This is a genomic window from Larkinella arboricola, from assembly GCF_003259745.1.
Lineage (GTDB): Bacteria > Bacteroidota > Bacteroidia > Cytophagales > Spirosomataceae > Larkinella > Larkinella arboricola.
Window position 1 is genome coordinate 280,436 of record NZ_QLMC01000007.1, and the last position, 22,252, is coordinate 302,687.

Below are 22,252 nucleotides of genomic sequence, written 5' to 3' on the forward strand. Positions count from 1 at the left end.
AGCATCATCATTACGTAATCTACTTTGCTCTGCTACCGACATGTACCCTAAATCGACAACACCTTTTCATTCATTAAAGACCATTCTGAACGTTGCCCTGAACGGCAATAAAGATCACGTTGAAGCCATTTGCCTGCGCATGGGAATCAACCCCAGCGAAGTATACGAGCACGTCTGCCAGGCGATGGAATACGGAACCGGGCATCTGAAGGCGCAACCCGTGGCCGAGCAGGCCCGCGCCATTGTGCTGCGCCGACTTGATCATCAGCAATCGGCCCAGATTGAGGATGTGGCCGACGAACTGGGCCTGTCGGTTCGATCGCTTCAGCGCCGGTTGCAGGCCGAAGACGTTACGTTCCGCGAAATTGTCGATTACGCCCGCCGGGATATTGCCCTGCGGTTGATCCGTACCACACAGCACAACATCAACGAAATTGCCCTTGTGATGGGCTACGATGAACCGAGTTCGTTCCGCCGGGCCTTCAAAAAATGGACGGGCCATAATCCGAAAGCGTTTCAGTTGGCGACCTGCTAATTTTTCATCCCTTTTGCCCCACCTACCATCTCTATTATAGCCATTTCCATTTTCTTTGTCACCAAGGCTGCCCAAAAGGCGGCTTTTTTTGGCAACAAGCCTGACAGGATTGGGCAGATACAGAAACACCGCTGGCTTTGCCAGCGGTGTTTCTGTATCTAGTATTGGAGTTGGTGGTTATTTTTTGTTTTCCAGATCAGTAACCCAGTTCTGTGCAAAGGATCGGGCGGCCAGAACCGGCTCTTTACCCATGCGGAACAACAGTTTCCAGTTTGAAGATTTGTTGCGGTATTCAGGCTTGACAAACTCCATTTTGGAACCGTTGCGGGTCAGCTGCGCGTCGAAATCAATCGAGCCAGTCAGGGCAATAAATTCCTTCAGGTGCTGCTTCAGGACGGTATTCAGGTTGGACGCGGCTTTGTATTCAGCCAGCCGTTTCTGATAGTCGGCGGCCTTCTGCTTCGATTGGGCCAGGTCTTCTTCCATCTTGTCCTGATCCGCAGCGGCCTGCTGGCTGAGCATCTTATTGAAGTGGACGACGTATTGCTTCTTAAACTCAGCCGGGTTTGTTTTCGACAGGGCCTGCAACCGTTTCAATTCGGCCAGATCTTTTGTTTTGGCCGTTTTTTCGGCCCCATCCGCGTCGGCCAGGTCCTGCTGAGTCATCTCAATCTGGCTTTGAATCATCATGGCCAGCGTAGCCGGAGGCATCTGGCTGTACGTCGACTGAATCATGGCGACCTGCTGGTTGTACATCGATTGGGCGTCGCTAATCGAGGTGCTTTGGGCTTGCGCGGCTTCCCGGGTCTGCTCGTCGCTGATGCGGTATTTGTCCTTTAACCAGTCCTGGTAGCGGGTCCGAAAATCGGTTGAACTGGCATACGAACGCACGACGGCCCCCAGGGCGTTTACGGCCGCAGCCCGCGAGCCATCCGGTATTTTTTTAGCAAGTTGCCGGACCGTGCTGGTATACGGTAGCGAGAGGTGGTCGGAGGTGATGTTGTCGAACGCAGCTTCCCGAACCTGCTCGGTGGTCAGTCCCAGGTCCGTTACGATGTCGCCGGGGCGGGCGGCCATCCACCACCCACCGGCAACGGTCACCAACGCTATGGCAAGAAAATTCTTTCTCATGGGTTGTTTCGTTCGGCTAGAATTTGGCACTGACACCCAGGCGCAGAGCGGCCACACCGTAGCCTACTTCGCCAAAAGCACCGATTTTTTCCGAAAGCATATACCGCGCACCGGCGTGCAGACCCAGGAATACCGAATTGCCGTAGGGGCTGTAGTAGTCGCCGGAATAACCGGCGTTATCGCGGTAGGACGATGTGCGAACCCCGAGGGAGAGACCGGCATAGGGGTCGAATTTGCTATCGCTGATGTTTAAGATTTCACCGAAATGGTAAGTACCCCGGGCTGCAAAAAACAGGAATGTGTAACTCCATTTGTAACCACCGCTGTTGTAGCCGTAACGGGAAAAGTCGAATGAGCCGCCCACGGAAATGTTGTCTTTTACGGTGTATTCAAAGGATGCGCCGATGGGCAGACCGCGGTACGTGTAGGTGCCCAGACCGATACCGGCATTCAGGAATTTAGTGCCTTTTTCGATGGTTTGCGCGTTGGCAGAAGGCATCATGGCGACGGCAATCAGCCACGCCAGCAGGGTGAGTAAGGTTAACTTTTTCATGCTGTTCAGTTCGTTTTTGTTGTTTGAAAATGAATCGGTTTTTGTGCCGATTTCGGTAACAAAGATAGGGGACAAGAAAAGGTCGGGAGGTGTCATTTTGCGCAGAAAAACAGGCATATAACGACACATCCCGACCATTGGCTCATTAAGCAAATAACCCGCAGGTGCGCAGGTTATTTGCGGTCTGGTTACCAGCTCGTGGCTTTAAACGAACTGCCGTTGATCATCAGCCATTTGCCATCCTCCGTAAATTCATACGAATAGGTTTTTTTCTGTTCCTGGAGTTCCTGTGCCGTGGCTTTCCGGTTAAAATTGCGGTTGGATGCGCAGGAGTAATAGCCACGATAGTTGCCTTCAGTGGGGGTAATGGTGAACGTCTTCGCGGCTTCGTTGAACTCGACTTTGCCCTTCAGGTTGGTCAGTGCTTCGGTCCGGCAGCCGTAATCGTTGGCCATGATGATAAGAAACATCTCGAAATGCCCACTGGGTTTAAAATCAAACGCAACGGACAGTTCCGACGGATTTCCCTGGTAGCTACCGTCGTAGCCCCAGTAATTGGCCATGGCAAACGTGCCGTGTAGCCACTGACCGGCCATGTCGGCGGGTACGTAGCCGCCAGGACCAAGCTCGCCGTCTTTGTCTTTTGAGCAACTGGCCAGGCTGATTAGCAGCAGCATCAGCAATGGACTGAGTACTGTTCGTGTTACTTTTTTCATGGTTGTATTCACGTTAAAAAATGGAAGGTTGCATAGCGGTACGCAGCGATTCGTCGAGCACTTCGCTGATGTATTTTTCGCACAGGATATTCGGGTTGTATTGGGCAAATTCATCCCGCAGTTTGGACAGGCTCCGGCGGTAAACCGGGTCTTTCAGAACGGTATGGACCTGCGTACGAATCTGATCGGGCGTTGGTGTTTCGGTTTTCAGGTTGACGCCCAGTTTGAAGTAACCGATGCGGGCCGTGATTTCACTTTTGCCTTCGTGAATGCCAGCTGCTACCATCGGCAAACCGTTCTGGATGCTTAGCATAACCCCGCCGTAGCCGCCGTTGGTGACGTACACATCGCAATACGGCATGATTTCGTTGAAATCGACGAAGTCTTCGATGATCAGATTGTCCTGCGGATACCGGGCCCGTAGCGCGTCGGTCTGGGAGCCGCCGGTGGTCGCAATGACAAGAAAGTCGGAGTCCTTAAAGGCTTCGAGCGTCGGAACGATGATTTTTTCCGGGTCCCGTTCGACGGTTCCCTGCGTTACCAGCAGAACGTTGCGGTATTGTTTCAGTTTATCGTAGTGTTGAAACGGATGGCGAGTTCCTTTGCTATACGGGAGAAGCGGACCGACAAACCGGACGTTTTTGCTCATGTCGCGCCGGGCGTATTCAAAGCCGGGAACGCCACTCTGGAGGTACACATCCGCACTACGAATGAACGCATCGAAGAGAAAGTCCTTCGTGGGAGCCAGACCGTGTTGTTGCCGTATGGTATTATACAGGTCGGTACACGGTTTCAGCAGAACGTTGGTGGTCAGGTAGCGCAGGAAGTCCTGTTTGCGTTTAGCCCAGAAGCCCCGCGCGGGCGTCAGACCCATTCCAGACGGAGGCAGGTCTTTCGATGTCTCCGACAGGGGAACAATACCGACTGTGGCCACCGGCACATTCAGCAGTTGTTTGATTAATGGAGCGGCCGAAAACAGCGTGTCGCAAACCAGCAGATCGAACGGAAATTTCTGATGGATTTCGGTGATATCGGCCACAAATTCCGGAGCGCGGTGCAGAAAAACGTTGTTCAGATCAAAGCGTAGCCGGGCAATGGCGCTTTTGATCTGGTTTCGTTCCGGAAACAGTTCTTCCATGTTTTCCTGGTTGACGAGCCGGGCGGTTCGGAACGGATAAACCGGGATGCCCAGCTTCTCGGCTTTGGCGACGTATTGACCGCCGGTATACCACCGAACGTCATTCCCTAATTCCTGTAAATGCTTGGCAAGGCCCGTGAGTGGATTAAAGTGCCCGTCGGCGGGGATGGTGGCGAAAAGAATTCTTCTGGTGTTCATGATTAATTTGTTGTTTGGAGGCAATAGGGTTCTGACCCACCGCGGGTGAGCAGGAGGTGGTTCAAAGAAGATGGACAGGCTGGGCCTTAGCGACTCAAAACGGCTGCACGGGCATCAGATCAGCGAACCGTACTGCGGAGAAATGGCGTAGAAGTACAGGCACGGGCGGGCAGACTGATTGCGCAGGGTGTGCCGCGTGCCGGGCGGTACGGTTAATGACTGTCCGGGCGTCAGACGAATCCAGCGGTCATCGACAAAGATTTCCAGTTCGCCGTATTCTACCGAAAAATATTCTTCCTCTTCGGCGTGCGTGTGTAAAGCCGTTCCGCAGGCTCCGGCGGCCAGCCAGACCACCCCGGTATCCACTTTGGAAGCGTGCGGAGAAGGCAGAAACCAGTACTTGATGCCGCAGGTAGCTGCCAGATCAAGGTCGGCTTCGCGGATGGCAACGTGCGACAGATTGAGGGTTGCGTGCGTGTTCATAGGAGTCCGCAGAGCGGTTGTATTTGTTGTTTATGATTCGAAGTGTTCGGCTTCGTTGGGCAAAGGTCATCACCTGGGGCGGCTCCTTCAAGGTTCCGGTAGGTGAACAAGTAAGTTTTGGCCATGAACTGGAAACTTTACGGGATGAAACCGTTCCGGAATTGCGGCTTTTGCCGCCGACGGCTTCGTGGGACCGCTCGCAAAATCTGACACAAAAAAGCGGGTATTGAATGACGGTTCCAAACCGTTCACTCAATACCCGCTTCAGGTAGCTTATAAAATGATAACCAGTCGGTTATATAAGGGTGTTTCTTACGTTTTCTGCTTTTTCTTTTTGGCAGCCGGGAACAGAATGTTGTTCAGGATCAGGCGGTAACCGGCGGAGTTGGGGTGCAGATTGAGGTCCGTTGGCTCCTCATTGATTTCGTGCCGGTAGTCTTCCGGATCGTGGCCGCCATAGAACGTAAAAAAGCCTTTGCCGTACGGCGCGTGAATGTACCGGGCTTCGTTAGCGGCCCGGTTTTCGGCCAGCACCACCACTTCCGGCTTGATGAGTCCTTTCTTGAAAGCCGTCGTTTGCCCCATGAATCCCTTTATAATGTTCATGTGGTTTTGCGTGAGCATGGTCGGAATGGGGTCCCATTTGGCCGAGAACTGAAAGAGCGTAAAGTAGTCGTTCTGTTCGATCAGGCCGCGTTCTTCGGGCTGGTTATCGATGTTGGAAAACTCGATCTGGTAGGGATTAATGTAGACCTGAAAGTTGCGGAAGGCCAGCGTCTGGCTGTAATCCAGCTTGCTGTTGGCCGCCGGATCGGCCGCGTCGCCGTCGTAAATTGATTCGGCAATGTCGGTATTCTGCGTGGCCAGTGCAATGTCGTAGGTGTCCGTAGCGTTACACATGGCGAACATGTAACCGCCCCCGAGGCAGTAATCCCGGATTTTATTGACCACGTTCCGTTTCAGTTCCGACACTTTGTTCAGGCCGTATTTTTTGGCGATCAGTTCGGCTTCCCGTTTCTGGGCCTGGTACCAGGGCTGATCGCGAAACTGAAAAAACTTACCGTATTGGCCCGTAAAATCTTCGTGGTGGAGGTGCAGCCAGTCATATTGCGCCAGTTTCCCGTCCATTACTTCCTCATCAAAAACCGTTTCGTAGGGAATTTCGGCGTAGGTCATTACGAGGGTTACGGCATCGTCCCAGGGCTGTTTGGTTTTTGGGGAATAAACGGCCACTTTCGGCGCTTTCTGTAGCTTGACGGCGTCCATGTTGGCATCCGGCGACGACACTTCGGCGATAATCTGGTTGCCCTGGGCGTCGGAAATGACCTCGTAGCTAACGCCCCGAATCACCATTTCATTGACGAATCGCTGGTTGTGGGGCATCATAAAACTTCCCCCCCGGTAATTCAGGAGCCAGTCGATTTCGGTGTCGTACTGCCGTAAAACCCAGTAGGCAATACCGTATGCTTTCAGGTGATTCTTCTGATTCTCATCCATTGGAATCAGGATTTTCGACGCCAACGTCCGGGTCGTTAATGCCAAAATCAGGATGAGCGGTAGGAGCAGCCTTTTCATCGGTAACGTATTTATAGCTGATTTGAGTAGTTTTGTAACTACACCAATTTAACGAAGATAAGCAATTTTTATGCTAAATGGTTTTCAGGCCAGAGCAAACGGGAGTGGAAAGATAAGATGATTTTCAGACCGGTTGCTTCGTACTCCTGATTGCCTTCTGCCTTAACCGTGTACTTTATGAATCTGCTCGAAAACACGCGCGAAGGGTTACGGTCGATTATTTCCAACCGCCTGCGAACCATTCTGACCTCGCTGATCATCGCCATTGGTATAACCTCGCTGGTGGGCATTCTGACGGCCATTGACGGGTTGCAGAGTTCGGTGGACAACAGTTTTGCCGGTCTGGGTGCCAATACATTTGACATCGAAGGCCCGCAGGATTACCGACGGTTTGGCGGGCGGGCCGAAAAACGCGTTCCGCCGATTGATTATCACCAGGCGATGACGTTTAAACGGCGGTTCCAGCAGGGCGAAAATGTGTCGGTGTATGCCTCTGTGACGGGTGCGGCTCAGGTAAAATATGCTTCGAAAAAAACCAACCCCAATGTTCAGTTGATTGGGGTCGATGACAGTTATCTGTCCATTAAGGCGATGAAACTGCAATCGGGCCGCAATTTCTCGCCGACCGACCTGGAAAATTCGTTGAATGTTACCGTTATCGGTAGTGAAGTGGCGTCGACGCTGTTTGACCGCAACCAGAATCCGCTGAACAAAGAAATCAACGTGCTGGGCGGCAAATACAAGGTGATTGGTGTGCTGGAGAAAAAAGGCGGTTTTTCGGGCGGGGACGACGATCGGCTGGTACTGGTGCCGCTGGAAAACGCCCGGGCGATGGCCGCGAACCGGACGCTGACCTTCAATATTACGGGTTCGGTTCCCAACATGAAAGACGCCGAAACGGCGGTGGAAGAAGCCCGGGGGCTGATGCGCCAGATCCGGCGCGATGTGCTGGGGCGGCCGGATACGTTTGAGATCAGACGAGCCGACGAACTCGCGAAAGACTTTGAAAACATTTCCGGTTACCTGCGGATCGGCGGTTTTGGCATCGGGTTTATTACGCTGCTGGGCGCTTCGATTGCGCTCATGAACATTATGATGGTGTCGGTGACGGAACGAACCCGGGAAATTGGCATCCGGAAGTCGCTGGGGGCCACGCCCCGACGCATTCGGGAGCAATTTCTGATTGAAGCGATTGTGATCTGCATTATCGGCGGTTTGGGTGGAATTGTTCTCGGTATTGGAATTGGAAACCTGATTTCGACGGTGGTGAGTCAGGGGAATGGTAACTTTGTTGTGCCCTGGTTCTGGATGGTGGTGGGAATTCTGGTTTGTGTAGCAGTAGGTTTATTCTCAGGAATTTATCCGGCGTATAAGGCGTCCCGGCTGGATCCGATCGAAGCCTTGCGGTATGAGTAGCCTGCTCTAATGGATGTTCTTTTACGAAAATATACGGTTTTTTAGTCAGCAGGATTTGCAAAACCGTCCCAGATTCTTACTTTTGCACCCACGTTCGCTGAGCGACGCGCCGTAGTAATGCCGGGATGGCGGAATCGGTAGACGCGTTGGTCTCAAACACCAATGTCTGCAAGGGCATGCCGGTTCGAGTCCGGCTCCCGGTACCAAACAGGACAGGTCACCCAATCGGGTGGCCTTTTCTTGTTTATTGACTTCTAAAGTGCCTGGTTCAGAGGTGATTAGCTCCACAAAATAATTCATTTCTGTGGTTCGATAAATTTTGTCCTCATAAATCAACTTTCCCGGAAATATCGAACCAATGATTTTTTGCTTTACTTCCAGGGGTGATTCGCTATAGTATTTACCTGGATTGCCCAAAAGGGTACAGCCGTATTTCAAATAACGGTTGAAACTGTCATCCTGATTCTCTAAAAAAGTAAGCTGTGCCTTAATCTCGTGAGCTTCCTCTTCATACTGCTGTTTCTTTCTCCGGTATGTGTTGCGATCAATGTCATTGTCCATGTATTTATCCTCTAACGATGAAAGCCTTTTGTTAACTAGTTCGATCTGTTCGGTTAGGCGCTTTGTCTCACTCTCTCGTTTTGCGTCATCTGTTCCAAACACATCTTTCAGGATTTCATAGTATAGATTCATGACTTCTTCAGGCACCGACATTCGATCAAGAAATAGAGCAAAGTCCCGATTAGCCTCATCGGCTCGGAATCGTTCTTTGCATCCATGTTGACAATGGTAGTAATGGTGAATACTGCCATTACGGCTACGCGATCCACTCCCTGTGAGCTTGTGTCCACATTCTTTACATTGGAGAAACCCACGTAGTAGCAATTCATCGCAGCGAGTATTATTAATCGAAATAGCCTTTCGTTTACCATTCAGTATATCCTGTACTTGTTTGAAGGTTTCTTCCGAAACTAATGGGATATGCCTGCCGATAAATGTCTCCTCTTTCTCGTCTTTCCAAGCAGCTAAGACGATTTTTCCTGTGTAAAAAGGGTTTCTTAGTGTGTCAAGAAAATTGCTTTTGCTACATATTAGTCCTCTTTTTCGGGCTGTTAATCTAACTTCCTCAGCCGTGTAGATTCCTTTTGCAAAGTTTTCAAATGCTTCCTTGACAAGGGGGCCTGATTTGTCATCTATTTCGATTTCTTTTGTTAACGGATTGTTCCGATAACCAATGGGAGCCCTCCAAGGCCAACGCCCCTCACGGACAGCCTGACGCATTCCTCGTTTGGTGTTGAGTCCGCGACGTTCATTATCCACTTGTCCTAAGGCAAAATTGATGACGTAGGGCAAAAGGGCTTCTGGAGTATTCAGTTCGATATTGTTTTCCAGGGTTCTGAACTCAATGTTCCAAGCTCTAAAACGCTGAATCATTGATAAGCTATCCTGTAGATTTCGGGAGAAACGATCTGCACGAACGCACAAAAACATATCCGGTTTGATTCGCTTGGTTTGTATATCATTCAGGAAGCGTTGGAATTCCGGACGCTTAAAATCTTTTGCTGAATGGTCATCCTGATAATGGCCAACAACTTCAATTCTATTCTGAGAACAGTATCTACGTAAACGAGCTTCCTGATCTTGTAAGCTGAATCCGTTTTCTCTCTGTTCATCTGTTGATACTCTTGTATAGATGACCGCTTTCATTTTCTTTATTTTTAAATGCCTGATGTTCTATTTCTGCTAGTTTATAAAGTAAGTCCGTAAGTCGCTTGACCTGTTCTGGACTGTATTTATTCTCACTCTTATTTAAGGTTCTTTCGCATTGCTTTACCGTTAACACTGTATTAAAACGAGGTACCAGCGTCCGGGGCTTCCGGTTAGCCAGTCAATCAATCAATGGTCTGGGGTGTCCAGTACCTTTTCTACAATTTATTACTCATTTTCTAGTCTTACTTTGGTGGTCTTCTTAAAGGCAGCCTTTTTACCCCCGTTTGTCGTGTACGAAATAGATTCGTACCTGCCTTCTATCAAGTGTTCTGCTAATCGAAGTACATCCTTGACTTGCCCTGAAGATGTCAACTCGAACATTACAGGCTTACCTTTTTTTAATTGAACTGAAACTGAGGTAAGCTCTTCGTTATGAAGGTGTTCTATTAGTTCCGCTTCGTTTTTATTCAGTGCATGACTGAGCATGATACTATCAAATTTGCCTAGTGCTAGAATCTTACTCAGTATTTCGCTTAAAGAAACTTGAATAAAAAAGTCCCAATCGCGGCTAGGATCTGGTATGAACAGGTACTCTCCGTGCCCCCACATCTCTTTGCAAGTTCCATCCTTATAGATTCGTAATGCCAAAGCGGACTTCTTAAGCATGCTTGACACCAGTAACCGCCCAAACTCTTCATGAGTAGTCTCATCATTGGGCGTAGAGTAATATGACTTTTCCTGTTCAGTCATTGTGTCTTCCAAGTGAGCAGGCTCTTCGGGTATTCCATAGGCGGTTCTGATCGCGTTAACTACTTTCTGATGAGAGACGCCCATTTCGGTTAATTCCTGCAGCATATGCATCCAAACGTATTCAGCAAAACTGAATCGCCGCCATTTACTTACTTCATCTCGTTTAGTTAGTAATAACCCTTGCTTGTCCCAATAATTGACCACATGATATTTCTGGTCATCTAAATAACTGATGGTGTACTTCTTATCTGTCACTATAGTTAAAAACTCTTCGCTGAGTTCAAAACCTTCCAAATAGTTCTCTTGGGTCCACCTGCCGATATACTTCTTAAACTCTTCCATAATTAAATCCTTTAAAGTTAGAACCTTTATTAACTTTGAAAGGTTCAAATTATAGACAATATTTAATATTAGGATACGCTTGGATTAGTATAGTAGACTTTTGCATTTTACAACCTTGATAGCGCTTAGAAGGATTGAAGCGGGATAATATCATTTAAGGCGGTATCAGCCACTAGATTTAAATACTACTACCAAGTGACTCGACATTTATGGTTAGGTTGCAAATAAGCAAATATCTTCCATGATGTATTAATTAACTGATAACTAATAAGGTACAGATATTATGAATACTCTAATGTTGCCACAAAATCTCAATATTGAGCAAATTTTAGTGGACTATCCACCTAATTTCACGTATCATCCTGATGAGTTTCGTTACCTGATCGGTTTGGTCATTGAACTACCTAGTTCGAATAAAGGTCTTTTTGACAGCCATGAATATCCGTATACTTACTTATACTCACAGCTACTTAAGAGAGTAGTTTGGGATTACCAGTATCACTTGCAGTATTTGGTTAAGGTGGGGGTTTTAGAAACAGATGGATATTATTCAAATACGATTAATCGAAAGTCAAAAGGGTATCGGTTAACGGCTGAATACCGTACACCCGTGCAAATCACAGAAATCTCTGCTTCTAAATTGGTAAAACGAATAGAACGGCAGACGACGAATAGGAATAGCCCTGCAATAGAACTCTATCCTGATCTTGTCAAATGGTTCGATGAAATAGAGGCTGATGAAGAAAAGGCTCATCAAATAAGGGCCCAGCTCTACCAGGAGAACACTACGAAGGGAACTAGACGAGAAATTGAAGTGGCTAATCTAAAGGATGCTTCTTATCAATATATGATTGAACCCTTCGTAAGCAGACGGTATAAGTTTATAGTGGATGATTCAGGCAAACGATTTCACTCCAACCTCACGAACCTAAAAAGTGAGTTTCGGTCTTGTTTGACTTACCAGGGGCAACCCCTAGTATCAATTGACTTATGCAATTCTCAGCCCTTTTTAGCATCAATACTGTTCACTCCTCACTTCTACTCACCAGTTGCAGATGACGAGCGGTTAACGATTAATCAGCTATCAGAGAAAAGTCAGGTATTACTACAGCCAGTCATTGAAGAAGTAATGCAGTATTTAGTAACCCATAATACGAGAGATACTGTATTCCCTACTCTGTCTCTCTCCTTCTCCACCCCTGGGGGGGGGCCTCTACTCCCTATGTGCGGGAAATTGGAAGAAAAAACAGGACAGATAGATGAATTTTTGATGTATTCCTACTTAGTAGAAACAGGGCAGTATTATGAATATATGCAATCTCGCATTAAACGAGCGAATGGAGAGGCTGATTTGACCCGTAATGAAGTGAAAGAGACTACGCTGACAACCTTTTTTGCCAATCCCAAGGATGATCGGCAATACTTCAAAATGCATCGTGAAGCCTTTTGTCAAGTCTTTCCAATGGTTTATGGGTTATTTTCGCTGTTGAAATCAAAGCAGTATAGCACGTTGGCCATCTTACTCCAGAATATCGAGGCTATATTGTTTTTAGATCACATTGCCAACCGTATCTCTTGTGAGCGACCCGAGTTGCCCATCTTTACTTTGCATGATTCCATCGTGACAACTGTTGGTAATGAAGAATATGTGGAAACGGTAATGCAGGAAGAGTTGCAGCGTTTAACAGGTATGAAACCTAGCTTCAAACGAGAGTACTGGAAATAAGGCACATCGTAAGAACACTGGTGTAATCGTTTGCGAAGAAGATAAAAAAGGGTTCCTATCTCTGCTACTTGGAATAAGTACTTATGGTGACGTTGGATAATGTGGTTTTTATCGCCTCTGTTGCATTATTATGGTAAAGTTTAAGGGAAGTATATCTCAAAAATAAAACGTCCGTACGGGGTTAAAAATGACCTTAAATTAAGTGCCGCCTTTGGGTTATTATTCGCTGACTGATAAATTCCTGACCAAAGCGCTTAGATTACAAACAGTCAGATTGTTGAAAGGAAATAAATTAAGCTTTTCAACCTTGTAATCAATAGTGTATATTTGTCTGCAAACCAAAATTAAGTAATAATAGGAGCAGAATCCTTTTGATCACATATAATTAGTGTTGAACTAAGTTCCTGTCAATCGAAACCTGAGAAATTTTGTGCACGACGGGGAGCGAAGTCTCAACGCCTACGGCTAGCGTGGGCGTTGCTTTGCTTTGTCGTGCAGGCTTCTCAGGGCCTCGATTGGCGAGCAAGTAGCGTACCACGCTTCTTCTTTCTCATTTAGCCATAGGTATATGTTTACACATCCCTTACCCAAACTCTCCGTTAAGATTAGTAATTGTTCCCTGCAAACGAAGGTGCTTGATCGTTCAGTTATAATCTGCTTAGTTTCATTCAACCTCCTGTCAGTTACTTCCCGCACCCAGAATGGTATCCAGGCCCAGGTAATTTACAGTGAGTACTACCGAAAGTATCTCTCTGGCAGTGAAGACTACATACCCACCGTAAAGGCCTGCTTGGATAATGTATTTGAAATTGAACCCATGAGTATTGCCTACTTTGATAAAATGATGCTGTCTTACTCGTATAAGAAAGAGTTTTTTAGTAAAGCAGACAAAAATGCTTATCGATTTAGGATAGGAAATAAAGACCGCATTAAAGGAGTTCATACCGTCCAAAAAGACCCCTATGGAATTATCTTCACCTGGACTAGTTATGGTAATAAAACAAGAACCCTCGACGACTTGATCAAAGAGTTACAGCCGTACCGATCCGGTGATAAATTTGGGATACCGCTATATAAGTTTAGTAATAACGGAAAGAACTACACCTTCTGGGTGCAACAGAAGCTGGGATACGAGGCTTGTTTTGTCACCATTTCAACGGTTAAATAACCAGATGCGTCCTTTATACTACCAACTTATCATTGCCGGATTGCTCCTAACATTACTCATTGTTAGTATATATAGCTATGAACGCTTGTCTGACCAAAAAGAAAAAACAAGGCTGTTGGAGTCAAAACTGACTGGATTACAAACCTCATATTTGCAGCTATATGCGGAAAAAGAACACCGGCTTCGTCAACAATATGCTTTTGTGGCTGTCGAGACAATAGAAAAAGATATCATTTTTACTGAAAAACCTATGCAAAAGAGGTTCTACCTCTCTCCAGTGTTGACAATTGAGGGTGAAGATGGCCAATATCAAGCTAAAGATAATTTTATGAATCAAGTTGCTAAGAAAGTAGGAAGTGATGTAAGAGTACTTCAATCAAAAATATACGTGTTTGATAGCTATCGGGAAGCAAGCGAGTACAGGGAGCAAATCTACCAGGCTGAAAAGATCGACCTATAAAACTAGTAATGAATTAAATATCTATCAAAACTAAGGTAATTGAAAACGCCGTATTTTAAGCTATTTCCACACAGGAAGAACTAATTGACCTACTATTTTATTATACTATTTTTTGACTGGTTACAAGTAGCTGATCCGTTCGAAAGTTGAGCGAGTTTTGAGGTTGAAAGTACAGGTTAACCTGATGCGGAGAGTGGATGTCCTTCTAATTTTAAACGAAGACTTCCCTATTGTTATCTTGAGGCATCGATAACAAAGAGTTCATGATTTATGCGCTATCATTATGGTATTAATTGATTTTGATTATTTTGTTGTTATAAATATAATCAAAAATAAGTACGTACTTAATTCTGAGTATTAAGGCTCTGAATTTTAAATACAAATATTGAAGCTTTTTCTTAGCCTATTGTATACAGTTAATGGTGTGTTGATGCTTAATACCATTCAGATAGTAGAGCTGATAGAAGCATATAAGGTAAGCTCTATTACTCCCAGAATTTTGCCTAATCCTTTCTAAAATCGGCTTTTACTACTGCCCTAAAATGTCCTTTGCCGGTATGTACTACGGTGTCTTCTACAGAATTTACTTCTAGGGACTTAAACTTAATATATCCATACAAACTATCCCCAATCACATAGGTCATCTTATTTAAAGTAAGCTTTTGATACAGTATGGTGTGTATCGGTTCCCTCTCGTTTTCAGTAATGTTGTCACTAAATAAATAGGCTTCTGTGTGAAACCTTCCGTCCTTGCACTTTATAATAAATCCGTGGCCAGTGAAACCATCAGATGACCCAATATTAATGATCAGGTTGTCTGGTTTGCTTAAATAGGCTCTACAATTATTGAATTTAGCATAGGGGTTATTTAATGAGTCCATCTGTTGGCTAGTATAGTAAGCCACATCACTCGTTCGCCTGAGCAGTGAATCAGGAATTTCAGGAAATGAAGTAATCTCTTGCTGTTGGTCAAGCTGTTGAAATACTGCGTTCCGAGAAATGGTGGAATCGATCCTTACCTTGTCCCACTGGAGATCCTTCGGTTTATCAGTGCACCTAAATAAAAAAAGAGTGATAGCTAGAACAAGCTGGTAATGACTTTTAAGTCCAGTAGCTTTCATACTGCTTTTGTAAGAGAAAGATTAAATAAAGTTTATCAAGGCAATATATACATATTGCTTATATATTTATCTTTTCGAGGGACTACTATATAGTTCTAGCTAACTATTTCCTATTTTTGGCTGGAATACAGACTCAATTAGATGATAAAGATATAATCGATGAAATGACTGTAAGCCAGGTCGCTTTCTAAACTCAGAAAGTATTTGAAACCGAGTTTTGTAGCAGCCACATTGATTATACAATCAATTTTAATGAATAAGTTATTCTACGGGTGCTTGCTTTTCTTCACTACATCCTGCGGAGCAGGATGGTCAGATTATACAGAAGAAATAGAAGAAGGCTATACTTGGGTCAATGAAGGAGGACCAATGAATGCGATTCTCTCTGACGTCAAAGGAGTAAATTCACTTGTGTATTTGAGAAAGTATTATAACAATAGTGCTTATATCTGCGCTTGGCAAGTGGACAGTGCTCGACTACATTCCCCTGGCTTTCGTTCAACCGATTTGAAAGAAAATACCTATGATCCATCAGACCGGTTTTACATCATTGATGTTAAAAAGAAACAGCAGTATGGCCCTTATCAGCAGGATGAATTCTTTATGAAAGCAAAATCCTTAAGTATTCACGTTTCCTGGAAGCCATAATTGACTAATCAAATGCCTAAGATATAGCAATGTAATAGGTTTAACTTATTATAATGCCAACTATACAACAGATGAAGAAGGTTAAAATAAAGCTTTCTAATGATGAATATGAAATCATAAAAAGTTGCTTGAAGCCGCAACATAAATTCGATTCTGTATTTCATTCACAGAATGTTCTATACCAAAAAAATGGAGTTGAACTCAGTATTCCTATTGGGCAATTAGACAGTTTTATGAGCGAATTAATAAAAGCTTTGCGAGCAAAGGGAACTATAAACAGCATTTATACAGATTTTGGCCGTAAAGTAGATTCAATTATAGATAGACTTAGCACCGAATTCTATGGATAGTCGAATAACAAATCATTTTAGAGGATTAGCTGTAATCACCTTACCATGATGCTTGTAAAAATCCAAGAGCAAATAGTGGACAATTTTCTCATCCCATCCTTTACGTTGACAAAAGGTGAAATTGTAATCATTCAACTTCCTGGTGGATCGTTTTTTCGCCCTCTTGAATTCGCCTTGATTGACATAATCACTGGGAAGGCTACTTATAACAACGTCGAACTGGTATCCCCATTGCGCTACGTAGAGCCCTTCAAGGAAAGTTGGTTTCGGCAACACTTCTTCCCATTGACAGTCGGTACCTATCTTAACAAGAATGCAAACAAGACAAACCCGGTTTATCAGAAAATTTATGACATAAAATGGATAACCCCCAATACTAAAGTGCAGACTTTGGCGAGCACTCCGCAGCGACAACTTGCTCTCTATACAACTTTATCATGGACAAATGACTTTATCTTTGACTTAACTGGTATTGGGGCGCAAGGAGGGCAAGAAATCTACAATTTTGTAAAGACAACTGTACACTCAGGTGGTTCTGCTATTTTGCTTGACTGGACTGACGAGTTTAAGAATGACTGCACGAAATTTATTCAAGCAAAGTATTTAGGTAAAAAAAATGTTTGATAAGTATGATTTCGGTTGGCCTAAGGACACTATGAAATACAACTAAATTGTAGGTAAATAAATTACACTTTTCTTAAACTATGCCGTATAACTAACAACATGTTGAGTGATTATTTCTAATAAAAATAGTTTCTGTTGCCTGAGATACATTATAACTTTATTACTATTTAGTTGTCTACTGTAAAGCCTTTGGCGCAAATCTTAAGTTGACCTGCGGTTGAATTAGTATTGATAATATAACAGGTCAGTTTATGAACAGGAAACATTCCTTTCGAATTAGTAGCCAGTAGGCGTAGTTCTTCATCATCCGTCGTACTATAAATATGGATTCGGTGGCTATGATTCCAACGTTCAGGTCAATTTTTGCTTTGTAGACCTCATGAAAGGTTAACATACCCATTCCGGTATCATACCAGTCGATTTCAAGTACGATACGATCATCATATCCCGGATTGCTTCGGTCAATGGTAATTGATTTAAGGGTAAATCATGCCAGTAGAAATTGTCAAAATTCATTTGAATCTTTTGAGTAAGTAAGAATCTTGTTAAGTTATGCGTCTACACCGTAGATAAATACCGTAATACAAATGAAATTCTTCTAATATCAATATGGTTGGGTATATAGTCATTATCAGCATTAGCCAGTTGCTTTAATTCCATAACTGCATCGTGCAACGAGCCAAGATTTAGATCCTTTGGATTGATGCCATCGTTCATCTGATAAAGACTATCTTTTTCAATATGCCAAAAATAGTCTTCAGCGATAGGGATCTCCTGAGCTGGATAGTTATGGTCCAGATAGGTTGAAATAGCCTTGTTAATCAGTGATTTAAGTATTTCCTTCTGTATCGTTATGTCCATTTTGATGCGATATAATCACAACCATTGTTAGGGGCGCATCAGGATAAACTGATCTCGATGCCTTCTAATAATATAGTTTCATTACTTATTGAGACAGCCACTTCTACTCGTTTTACTTGATAGGTTCCATTCACTAAACTAACAATAGCATAAGAATTAACCCCATCACTCCTTGAACTAAAGACTCCCGCTGGTTGGCTGCTATCTATGCTTTTTCCATCTTCGGTTGCGTCAAGGATAACTAACTTTCCATTTTCCAGGGAGAAGGTTAATTCTGTGTGATCAAGTAAGCTAAGCTTCATGCTTTGCGAGTAGTCCCAGGATTGATTGAAGTACAACCCTTCAATCAGGATAACGGCATCCTCTTTTTTAAAGACTTCTACTTTGGTAGACATACTCCAGAATAGCCCGTACTGTAGGTCCTTTGATTTTATAAAGGAAGCTACTCGGGCTTCGCTGTAGTCAGGAAGTTCACCAAGTTGGTCATAATCACTTATACCCTCTATACTTTCCTGACAACCATTCCATTGTGAAATATTCTCTACCGGTAAAATCAAAAACTGTCTACCAAGCAAAGAGCCTAAATAAGTATAGTCCGTCTGCATACTGCTAAATAAGCTTATGTAGCCTGTGTTGATTCATGCGTTTATAGGTTAGCCATTAAATTCATCAAGTGCTTATACCATATCCTGCTTCTGCTCAGAACTTAGGAAACATTCATCAACTCTTGACCCGTTTTGGCATTCATTACGTGAATTAACTGGGTAATAAACCTTTTTGAATCAGCTTCTTTTTAATCTGTTCTACTTTGGTTTTGTCAGTGGGAACAGCAAACCCAATCCCGTAAATAAAGGGTCCCATACGGCCACTCCAACCTTTTTGAAAGGGCCTTGGCTCATAGCCCGCTATGCGACCTTCAATTTGTAATCGGTTTTTCTTTACACTTTTGACGACTAAATCGACGCAGGGATAAATCAAATCTTCGCTAACATAGACCGCTTGCACAATCTTATTGAGAACTTCTTGGCGGTCATCCGTGTATTCCTTTTCACTCATCCATTTAAAGGCCAGCTTTCTAGGCAGGACGTTGCCCGCATAGACTTCAGCATACTGGATAAGTTCTTCCAGGGTCTTTAGGACAAAATCAGAAAACTCGGTCTTACTCATTTTACTAAATGGAAAAAGGCCTTGCTATAGTGCTTCAATAAGGGAGACCTACCACATAAACAGGCTCAATGAATGCTGAGGTTAGACGATTATCTAGCTTATAGAACTAAGCCTAAGTCATTCTTTCCATTGGTGAATACGCTCAAATTATTAAATCCACTAATGCTTTTCATATTCAAAGATCGTCCCTTGATCAAAACGAGGATTAATGGTCTTGATCAGTAATCCATCTTTGTATTCACGGGTAATGGTATACGTTTGATTAGAAGTGAGCGGTTCGAAAGCGCCCGTGAGCTGATTCGTTTCCATAACGGTTTGTACCATTGGGGTGTTTGGTGTAGCCGCTAAGAGGCCGGAACTCCAAATGGTAAATGGAAAGTTGTAAAGCGGATTGGGTACCTGATCGTAACTGCTTACAATCTTCCGCCGAAACGAACCATATGAGTTCTGAATGGTCGCTACATTCGTACTGATATTGTTTTGGGCATCAAGCTCAAAGGTTTCAACGGATGATGAAATAATAGTTGGCCCATCATACACAAAAGTAGTTCGGCTGTTAATCCGGCCTTGGGAGTCATAGGTATAGGATTGAAAAGGAGTACCGTTATCATCATTGATTGATGTAAGCCGATTCATAGCGTCGTATTGATAGCTGTAACTTCCCGAGTAGTTGTCATTGTCGCCGGGTTCATCAATAAAACTTTCTTCCGTTAATTTCCCTTGCTCATCATATATTAAGAGTGTTCGATAAACCCTTTTATACGCTCCACTGCCTGAGCGGTAGAAATTACTTACCCCCTTTATCCGGTTCATGGCATCGTAGGACAATTCCAATAATCCAGTGGCATTACTGGTGTCAATACCCGTCATTGTCACATTATTGTATTTCGTATAAATCAATTTCAGTCGGACCCCCTGTGGGTTTGTGGGAGGTAAGCCACGATGGTCTAGACAAGAATAAAGACTTAAAGCCAGGCAAAGCGCAACGGTTAACGTAAATAACTGTTTCATGAATCTGAGGATTTGTCTGGTAATGTTAATAAAAAGATGAACATAAATGGCTTTTATTAACTAAAATGTACTTTTCGGTTGACGAGTCGCTAGGATGATTATATAAAAACAAGTAGTTCACATTCTATCCTTTTATTGCGATAGATTGATCGCCTTCATAGATTTATAAAAGTCTTATCCCGGTTAACGGAAATAAGCACTGTTTCAGGTTCATTCTCAGGTGTTAAAACAACCTCCTTGTTAAGAACATTTGACATTTCCTTCATGTAAGCCAATACTTTATTGTGGTCCTCAACCGATTTTACCTCTGTCGGGGTTAGATCGTTTTCAATTTCATTCTCCCGAAAAAAGTGAATGTTGACCTGAATCTCATCTAAATAGACGGAAGCGGTCGAGCAATTATCATGAGATCTATTCCAATAGGCAAAAGCAATTCCGATGTCAATCGTATCGGTTTTGGCTTGTGTTTCGTAAATCAGAACTGATGTTTTATAATGGGTATTAACGTAATCAGCCCAGAGTTGCCAGTCTTTTCTGGTTACATGGTGTACATAAATATCACGGAGAGAACCGTCCTGGTAATATACGTTCTCTTTCAGTTGTTGCCAGTCCATCGTTGAAGAGTGCCTTAGCTCCCAATATTGATTCGTTTATAAAAATAGGATGTCCTTTTCATAAAAGAAAACCTGGACAAAATGAGTCTTTTTTACTGGTTTGAGCTTAGTAATGAAAGCTCTGTTAATCAGTATTCCAAGTAATGTATGTATAGGTGGAATAACCAGTCATACTAAATAGTATTTCCGTACCGACTCATCCACTCGTACTTGTTTTGCAGTAAGATACTATCAAGCAGAATAAGTTGAGTACCCTTTTAAAATAGGCTATAAGTGTGAGAAAGACAAGGCAGTCGTGACTTCTCCCCGTCACTCGATTGTGTCGTCGGGTACCCCCGGTATGTCTATACGACATGAATTTAAATCCATCATCTTTTTCACCTTTTAACATTTTAGAAAAATGGGTACTTTCTTCACCGTACTGGGCATCGCCTTTGCCCTGTTCATTCTCAAGTTTATCTATGACAACTTTCTAACCGATAACGCTGAAAAGAGCTGGCAACAGCTAAAAGACCGTGATCCCCAGGCGGCTCGAACGATTGAGCAAAATCAGGGACTGAATCTGAAGACCAACTACCACATTCGAGAGGATGGGTTGTATCTGTGGACCTTTCAGGGGAATGGTCCCAATGGGTACATTGCTGGTATTTCAATGGGACTTGTTTTCCAGAAGGGTCGAGTCGGTAAGTTTGAAGCCGAATTTGTCGTAGCTCTGTCGAAAGATGAAGTCCGGCAAGTCTTACAAAGCACAAATACCGGCTATTTACAGGAAGTTTCATCTGACACAGCTGATTATGAAGTGGATGGTAAGCAGCTCTTTATCCGATTTTACCCTGATTCCCAGAAGCCAAACACGTATCTGGAGCTTGTTGGTGAGATAACCGCCAAGGGGCTACGACTGGATTTAACCCAGCATTTTATCAATTACGTGAAGGCGGATCTGGATAGTCAGGTTCTTTTTAAGGGCGCTGAGTTTATCTTTTTACCTGCTTATTAATCCAAAGGGTATGCATTTACGCTACGCAGAACGCAGACAGGCTCGCATTCGGGTGTTGCTGCAAGGTCCATCGGGTTCGGGTAAAACATACTCTTCCCTACTGCTGGCTTATGGGCTTACGGGTAACTGGTCATCAATTGCCATTATCGATACAGAGAACAAATCGGCGGATCTATTTGAGCACCTGGGCAAGTATCGGGTGTTAATTCTAGATCCACCGTATACACCTGAACGTTACATGGAAGCTTTGAAGGTGTGTGAAGGGGCGGGTGTGCAGGTGATCATTCTGGATTCGCTTTCCCATGAATGGCAACACATCCTGGATGAACACTCGGCTATGACAGGTAACTCCTACACCAACTGGAGTAAGCTAACTCCTCGCCATGATAGTCTGGTCAATGCTCTGTTGCAAAGCAACTGTCATTTGATTGCTACCATCCGAGCCAAACAGGACTATGTTCTCGTGGAGAAGAACAACCGACAAGTCCCTGAAAAGGTAGGCATGAAGGGCATTACAAGGGAAGGCATGGATTACGAATTTACACTGGTCTTTGAGCTGGATAATCGTCATTACGCCAAAGCTACCAAGGACCGGACAGGACTATTCACTGACAAACCCGATTTCTCCATCTCACCCAAAACAGGTCAGCAGATTCTGCGCTGGTGTCAGGAAGGCACCAGTCAACAGCAGGTGGAAGCTATGATTAAAGCCGCCAAGGACACAGCTCGGCTTAAGGATTTGTATGATCTATACCCGGAATTTCGGGAGGTTTTAACGCCATTATTCACCGAACGCAAAAACGAATTACAACTCATCTCATTACCCAAACATCCCAAATCATATGGAAACGCAAATCATGCCGTTGTACGTCGTCAGCAGAAAGTGGACAACTTAAGTTGGAAAGGGAAGAGAGGCTTTAAGCGCTTTGTGCTTGCTGACAAATATAATTTTTCCGCC

Annotated in this window: 24 protein-coding genes, 1 tRNA gene and 1 pseudogene; 12 read left to right on the top strand and 14 right to left on the bottom strand. The window is 44.3% G+C overall.

Annotated elements, in window-relative coordinates:
- Window positions 1–40: 40 nt before the first annotated feature.
- Window positions 41–535 (top strand): helix-turn-helix transcriptional regulator, encoded by a 495-nt coding sequence (locus tag LX87_RS24935; RefSeq protein ID WP_111631011.1) that lies wholly within the window; start codon window positions 41–43, stop codon window positions 533–535.
- Between the two features lie 177 nt (window positions 536–712).
- Here the strand turns inward: LX87_RS24935 and LX87_RS24940 are convergent, their stop codons facing one another.
- From LX87_RS24940 to LX87_RS24960, 5 genes are all read right to left on the bottom strand, one after another.
- Window positions 713–1,666 carry a hypothetical protein gene (locus LX87_RS24940; protein WP_111631012.1) on the bottom strand — a complete coding sequence of 318 codons (954 nt, stop codon included), beginning with the start codon at window positions 1,664–1,666 and terminating at the stop codon, window positions 713–715.
- Window positions 1,667–1,682: 16 nt separating this feature from the next.
- Entirely contained in the window at window positions 1,683–2,219 is a 537-nt protein-coding gene (locus tag LX87_RS24945) for an outer membrane beta-barrel protein (RefSeq protein WP_146624548.1), read from the bottom strand.
- 188 nt (window positions 2,220–2,407) lie between these two features.
- A complete protein-coding gene (locus LX87_RS24950; protein WP_146624549.1) occupies window positions 2,408–2,935 on the bottom strand; it encodes a hypothetical protein in 528 nt (175 codons plus the stop codon).
- Between the two features lie 13 nt (window positions 2,936–2,948).
- On the bottom strand, window positions 2,949–4,271 hold the full coding sequence (locus LX87_RS24955; protein WP_111631015.1) for a glycosyltransferase: 1,323 nt from the start codon (window positions 4,269–4,271) through the stop codon (window positions 2,949–2,951).
- Between the two features lie 114 nt (window positions 4,272–4,385).
- On the bottom strand, window positions 4,386–4,754 hold the full coding sequence (locus LX87_RS24960; protein WP_111631016.1) for a cupin domain-containing protein: 369 nt from the start codon (window positions 4,752–4,754) through the stop codon (window positions 4,386–4,388).
- Window positions 4,755–4,786: 32 nt separating this feature from the next.
- On the opposite strand from LX87_RS24960, the gene LX87_RS24965 reads away from it, so the two are divergent.
- Window positions 4,787–4,984, top strand: a complete 198-nt coding sequence (locus tag LX87_RS24965; protein ID WP_111631017.1) for a hypothetical protein — start codon at window positions 4,787–4,789, stop codon at window positions 4,982–4,984.
- Window positions 4,985–5,066: 82 nt separating this feature from the next.
- Here the strand turns inward: LX87_RS24965 and LX87_RS24970 are convergent, their stop codons facing one another.
- Window positions 5,067–6,329, bottom strand: a complete 1,263-nt coding sequence (locus LX87_RS24970) for an asparagine synthetase B (RefSeq protein WP_111631018.1) — start codon at window positions 6,327–6,329, stop codon at window positions 5,067–5,069.
- A gap of 177 nt (window positions 6,330–6,506) precedes the next feature.
- Here LX87_RS24970 and LX87_RS24975 point away from each other — a divergent pair, with 177 nt between their 5' ends.
- Window positions 6,507–7,745, top strand: coding sequence for an ABC transporter permease (locus LX87_RS24975; protein WP_111631019.1), 1,239 nt, complete (start codon window positions 6,507–6,509; stop codon window positions 7,743–7,745).
- Window positions 7,746–7,864: 119 nt separating this feature from the next.
- A tRNA-Leu gene (locus tag LX87_RS24980) sits at window positions 7,865–7,951 on the top strand.
- Between the two features lie 733 nt (window positions 7,952–8,684).
- On the opposite strand, the pseudogene LX87_RS29415 reads toward LX87_RS24980, so the two are convergent.
- Both LX87_RS29415 and LX87_RS24995 read right to left on the bottom strand, forming a co-directional pair.
- A pseudogene (locus LX87_RS29415) lies at window positions 8,685–9,452 on the bottom strand (recombinase family protein); the annotation flags it as partial.
- 228 nt (window positions 9,453–9,680) lie between these two features.
- Complete coding sequence (locus tag LX87_RS24995) at window positions 9,681–10,547, bottom strand: MerR family transcriptional regulator (RefSeq protein WP_111631021.1); 867 nt, start codon at window positions 10,545–10,547, stop codon at window positions 9,681–9,683.
- A gap of 283 nt (window positions 10,548–10,830) precedes the next feature.
- On the opposite strand from LX87_RS24995, the gene LX87_RS25000 reads away from it, so the two are divergent.
- The 3 genes from LX87_RS25000 (at window position 10,831) to LX87_RS25010 (ending at window position 13,901) form a co-directional block, all read left to right on the top strand.
- On the top strand, window positions 10,831–12,273 hold the full coding sequence (locus tag LX87_RS25000; protein ID WP_111631022.1) for a hypothetical protein: 1,443 nt from the start codon (window positions 10,831–10,833) through the stop codon (window positions 12,271–12,273).
- Between the two features lie 817 nt (window positions 12,274–13,090).
- Window positions 13,091–13,441 (top strand): hypothetical protein, encoded by a 351-nt coding sequence (locus LX87_RS28905; protein ID WP_170139451.1) that lies wholly within the window; start codon window positions 13,091–13,093, stop codon window positions 13,439–13,441.
- Between the two features lie 4 nt (window positions 13,442–13,445).
- Window positions 13,446–13,901 (top strand): hypothetical protein, encoded by a 456-nt coding sequence (locus tag LX87_RS25010; protein ID WP_111631024.1) that lies wholly within the window; start codon window positions 13,446–13,448, stop codon window positions 13,899–13,901.
- A 503-nt stretch (window positions 13,902–14,404) separates the two neighbouring features.
- Here LX87_RS25010 and LX87_RS25015 read toward each other — a convergent pair.
- On the bottom strand, window positions 14,405–15,022 hold the full coding sequence (locus LX87_RS25015; protein ID WP_111631025.1) for a hypothetical protein: 618 nt from the start codon (window positions 15,020–15,022) through the stop codon (window positions 14,405–14,407).
- Window positions 15,023–15,226: 204 nt separating this feature from the next.
- Between LX87_RS25015 and LX87_RS25020 the strand changes: the two genes are divergently transcribed.
- The 3 genes from LX87_RS25020 to LX87_RS25030 all read left to right on the top strand — a co-directional run bounded on the left by LX87_RS25020 (window position 15,227) and on the right by LX87_RS25030 (window position 16,644).
- Window positions 15,227–15,670, top strand: coding sequence for a DUF3997 domain-containing protein (locus LX87_RS25020; RefSeq protein ID WP_229310816.1), 444 nt, complete (start codon window positions 15,227–15,229; stop codon window positions 15,668–15,670).
- A 71-nt stretch (window positions 15,671–15,741) separates the two neighbouring features.
- Complete coding sequence (locus LX87_RS25025) at window positions 15,742–16,020, top strand: hypothetical protein (protein ID WP_170139452.1); 279 nt, start codon at window positions 15,742–15,744, stop codon at window positions 16,018–16,020.
- A 45-nt stretch (window positions 16,021–16,065) separates the two neighbouring features.
- Window positions 16,066–16,644 carry a hypothetical protein gene (locus LX87_RS25030; protein ID WP_111631027.1) on the top strand — a complete coding sequence of 193 codons (579 nt, stop codon included), beginning with the start codon at window positions 16,066–16,068 and terminating at the stop codon, window positions 16,642–16,644.
- 558 nt (window positions 16,645–17,202) lie between these two features.
- On the opposite strand, the gene LX87_RS25035 is transcribed toward LX87_RS25030, so the two are convergent.
- From LX87_RS25035 to LX87_RS25055, 5 genes are all read right to left on the bottom strand, one after another.
- Window positions 17,203–17,505 carry a hypothetical protein gene (locus tag LX87_RS25035; RefSeq protein WP_111631028.1) on the bottom strand — a complete coding sequence of 101 codons (303 nt, stop codon included), beginning with the start codon at window positions 17,503–17,505 and terminating at the stop codon, window positions 17,203–17,205.
- Window positions 17,506–17,543: 38 nt separating this feature from the next.
- Window positions 17,544–18,110: a hypothetical protein gene (locus tag LX87_RS25040; RefSeq protein ID WP_111631029.1), complete on the bottom strand. Its 567-nt coding sequence runs from the start codon at window positions 18,108–18,110 to the stop codon at window positions 17,544–17,546.
- Window positions 18,111–18,261: 151 nt separating this feature from the next.
- The gene (locus LX87_RS25045) at window positions 18,262–18,672 is read right to left on the bottom strand and encodes a hypothetical protein (RefSeq protein WP_111631030.1); all 411 of its coding nucleotides are present in this window, start codon (window positions 18,670–18,672) and stop codon (window positions 18,262–18,264) included.
- A gap of 159 nt (window positions 18,673–18,831) precedes the next feature.
- Window positions 18,832–19,683, bottom strand: coding sequence for an RHS repeat domain-containing protein (locus LX87_RS25050; RefSeq protein WP_111631031.1), 852 nt, complete (start codon window positions 19,681–19,683; stop codon window positions 18,832–18,834).
- Between the two features lie 155 nt (window positions 19,684–19,838).
- Complete coding sequence (locus tag LX87_RS25055) at window positions 19,839–20,297, bottom strand: hypothetical protein (protein ID WP_111631032.1); 459 nt, start codon at window positions 20,295–20,297, stop codon at window positions 19,839–19,841.
- 400 nt (window positions 20,298–20,697) lie between these two features.
- Here LX87_RS25055 and LX87_RS25060 point away from each other — a divergent pair, with 400 nt between their 5' ends.
- Complete coding sequence (locus tag LX87_RS25060) at window positions 20,698–21,294, top strand: hypothetical protein (RefSeq protein ID WP_111631033.1); 597 nt, start codon at window positions 20,698–20,700, stop codon at window positions 21,292–21,294.
- A gap of 10 nt (window positions 21,295–21,304) precedes the next feature.
- On the top strand, window positions 21,305–22,252 hold a 948-nt coding region (locus LX87_RS25065), incomplete at its 3' end, for an AAA family ATPase (RefSeq protein ID WP_111631034.1).

Bases quoted from the DNA above. Each gene is read 5' to 3' on its own strand.
- LX87_RS24935 (WP_111631011.1), top strand. From the start codon at position 41: ATGTACCCTAAATCGACAACACCTTTTCATTCATTAAAGACCATTCTG.
- LX87_RS24940 (WP_111631012.1), bottom strand. From the start codon at position 1,666: ATGAGAAAGAATTTTCTTGCCATAGCGTTGGTGACCGTTGCCGGTGGG.
- LX87_RS24945 (WP_146624548.1), bottom strand. From the start codon at position 2,219: ATGAAAAAGTTAACCTTACTCACCCTGCTGGCGTGGCTGATTGCCGTC.
- LX87_RS24950 (WP_146624549.1), bottom strand. From the start codon at position 2,935: ATGAAAAAAGTAACACGAACAGTACTCAGTCCATTGCTGATGCTGCTG.
- LX87_RS24955 (WP_111631015.1), bottom strand. From the start codon at position 4,271: ATGAACACCAGAAGAATTCTTTTCGCCACCATCCCCGCCGACGGGCAC.
- LX87_RS24960 (WP_111631016.1), bottom strand. From the start codon at position 4,754: ATGAACACGCACGCAACCCTCAATCTGTCGCACGTTGCCATCCGCGAA.
- LX87_RS24965 (WP_111631017.1), top strand. From the start codon at position 4,787: ATGATTCGAAGTGTTCGGCTTCGTTGGGCAAAGGTCATCACCTGGGGC.
- LX87_RS24970 (WP_111631018.1), bottom strand. From the start codon at position 6,329: ATGAAAAGGCTGCTCCTACCGCTCATCCTGATTTTGGCATTAACGACC.
- LX87_RS24975 (WP_111631019.1), top strand. From the start codon at position 6,507: ATGAATCTGCTCGAAAACACGCGCGAAGGGTTACGGTCGATTATTTCC.
- LX87_RS24995 (WP_111631021.1), bottom strand. From the start codon at position 10,547: ATGGAAGAGTTTAAGAAGTATATCGGCAGGTGGACCCAAGAGAACTAT.
- LX87_RS25000 (WP_111631022.1), top strand. From the start codon at position 10,831: ATGAATACTCTAATGTTGCCACAAAATCTCAATATTGAGCAAATTTTA.
- LX87_RS28905 (WP_170139451.1), top strand. From the start codon at position 13,091: ATGAGTATTGCCTACTTTGATAAAATGATGCTGTCTTACTCGTATAAG.
- LX87_RS25010 (WP_111631024.1), top strand. From the start codon at position 13,446: ATGCGTCCTTTATACTACCAACTTATCATTGCCGGATTGCTCCTAACA.
- LX87_RS25015 (WP_111631025.1), bottom strand. From the start codon at position 15,022: ATGAAAGCTACTGGACTTAAAAGTCATTACCAGCTTGTTCTAGCTATC.
- LX87_RS25025 (WP_170139452.1), top strand. From the start codon at position 15,742: ATGAAGAAGGTTAAAATAAAGCTTTCTAATGATGAATATGAAATCATA.
- LX87_RS25030 (WP_111631027.1), top strand. From the start codon at position 16,066: ATGATGCTTGTAAAAATCCAAGAGCAAATAGTGGACAATTTTCTCATC.
- LX87_RS25035 (WP_111631028.1), bottom strand. From the start codon at position 17,505: ATGGACATAACGATACAGAAGGAAATACTTAAATCACTGATTAACAAG.
- LX87_RS25040 (WP_111631029.1), bottom strand. From the start codon at position 18,110: ATGCAGACGGACTATACTTATTTAGGCTCTTTGCTTGGTAGACAGTTT.
- LX87_RS25045 (WP_111631030.1), bottom strand. From the start codon at position 18,672: ATGAGTAAGACCGAGTTTTCTGATTTTGTCCTAAAGACCCTGGAAGAA.
- LX87_RS25050 (WP_111631031.1), bottom strand. From the start codon at position 19,683: ATGAAACAGTTATTTACGTTAACCGTTGCGCTTTGCCTGGCTTTAAGT.
- LX87_RS25055 (WP_111631032.1), bottom strand. From the start codon at position 20,297: ATGGACTGGCAACAACTGAAAGAGAACGTATATTACCAGGACGGTTCT.
- LX87_RS25060 (WP_111631033.1), top strand. From the start codon at position 20,698: ATGGGTACTTTCTTCACCGTACTGGGCATCGCCTTTGCCCTGTTCATT.